Annotated in this window: 2 protein-coding genes; both read left to right on the top strand. The window is 59.0% G+C overall.

Going from position 1 to position 1,776, the window contains the following annotated elements; genetic code table 11:
• Positions 1-127: 127 nt before the first annotated feature.
• Complete coding sequence (locus FEM54_RS31865; RefSeq protein WP_017137474.1) at positions 128-1,111, top strand: TRAP transporter substrate-binding protein; 984 nt, start codon at positions 128-130, stop codon at positions 1,109-1,111.
• 193 nt (positions 1,112-1,304) lie between these two features.
• The coding region (locus tag FEM54_RS31860) for a TRAP transporter small permease (protein ID WP_138454199.1) at positions 1,305-1,776 on the top strand (472 nt) is incomplete at its 3' end.

The following is a 1,776-nucleotide window of genomic DNA, read 5'->3' as shown; positions in this document are numbered from 1 at the left end:
GGATTTTCATTGTTCTGAAGTATGGCGTTCGGCCTGGCCGAACGCAGGTATCTAAAATTCGAAATTCACTACACGCACCACATCAGGCACCTTGCCCTATAACACAACAATAAGAAGGTGATTCCCCATGCTCAAGCTTTCTCGGGCGCTGCTGTGCGCCGCCACTCTGTTTGCCGCGGGCCTGGCCCAGGCGGCAGACCCGATTGTGATCAAGTTCGCCCACGTGGTTGCCGAAAACACTCCTAAAGGCCAGGGCGCGCTGCTCTTCAAAAAGCTCGCTGAAGAGCGCTTGCCGGGCCGTGTGAAGGTCGAGGTGTACCCCAACTCCTCGCTGTTCGGCGATGGCAAGGAGATGGAAGCGTTGTTGTTGGGCGATGTGCAGATGCTGGCGCCGTCCCTGGCCAAGTTCGAGCAGTACACCAAGCAAGTGCAGATCTACGACCTGCCGTTCCTGTTCAACGACCTGGCCGCCGTCGACCGTTTCCAGGCTGCTCAGGGCAAGGCATTGCTGACCTCGATGCAAGACAAGAACATCCTCGGCCTGGCCTATTGGCACAATGGCCTCAAGCAGCTTTCGGCCAACAAAGCACTGCGTGAACCCAAGGACGCCCGTGGCCTGAAGTTCCGTGTGCAGGCTTCCAGCGTACTTGAAGAACAGTTCAAGGCGATCCGCGCCAACCCGCGCAAGATGAGCTTTGCCGAGGTGTATCAAGGCCTGCAGACCGGCACCGTGAATGGTACCGAGAACACCTGGTCCAATTATGAAAGCCAGAAGGTCAACGAGGTGCAGAAGTACTTCACCGAGTCCAACCATGGCCTGATCGACTACATGGTGATCACCAACGCCAAGTTCTGGAACGGCCTGCCGCCGGATGTGCGCACCACCCTGGACCAGATCATGGTCGAAGTCACCGTCGAGGTGAACAAGCAGGCCGAAGCGCTGAACCAGTCGGCCAAGCAGAAGATCATCGACGCCAAGACCAGCGAAATCATCGAACTGACCCCGCAGCAACGCCAACTGTGGCGCGAAGCCATGCGCCCGGTGTGGCAGAAGTTCGAAGGTGAGATCGGCGCCGACTTGATCAAGGCGGCGGACGCCTCCAACCAGTGATTGGGCGACCACCCAAAACTACTGTGGAAAGGGCTTTATGTGGGAGCTGGCTTGCCTGCGATGCAGGCAACTCGGTGTATCTGTAGCGCCGAGTTGATCCCATCGCGGGCAAGCCCGGCTCCCACAGAGGTCCGCTTCCACAGTTTGTTCCGCTTTCCACCCCGACATCATTCCCGCTTCGCGAGGTTTTGCCATGCAAACGCTAAGGCGCGTCTGGGAGCACCTGGAGGAAGGGTTTATCGCCTTCCTGCTGGCCGCCATGACCCTGGTGACATTCGTCTACGTCATGCTCAACAACATCTACACCCTGTTTTTTGCTCTGTCTGACAAGTGGGCATGGAGCAGCAGCTTTTTCGGTGCCCTGGGCGACCACACCATGACCTGGGCCCAGGACATGACCTGGAGCGTGGCGCTGACCAAGGCCATGTTCGGCTGGCTGATTTTCTTCGGCATCTCCTACGGCGTGCGCACCGCCGGCCACCTTGGCGTAGATGCGCTGGTCAAGCTGACCAAACGCCCGGTGCAACGCCTGCTCGGCATGCTCGCGTGCCTGTGTTGCCTGGCCTATGCCGGGCTGTTCATGGTCGCCAGCTACAAGTGGGTGAGTGCGGTGATGACCGCGCAGATCGGCGCCGAAGACCTCGACCAATACGGCGTGGACGTGG

It is taken from the genome of Pseudomonas edaphica (assembly GCF_005863185.1).
GTDB classification, from domain to species: Bacteria; Pseudomonadota; Gammaproteobacteria; order Pseudomonadales; family Pseudomonadaceae; genus Aquipseudomonas; species Aquipseudomonas edaphica.
The sequence above is the reverse complement of the archived record's forward strand: the minus strand, read 5'-3'. Positions and strand labels throughout refer to the sequence as shown.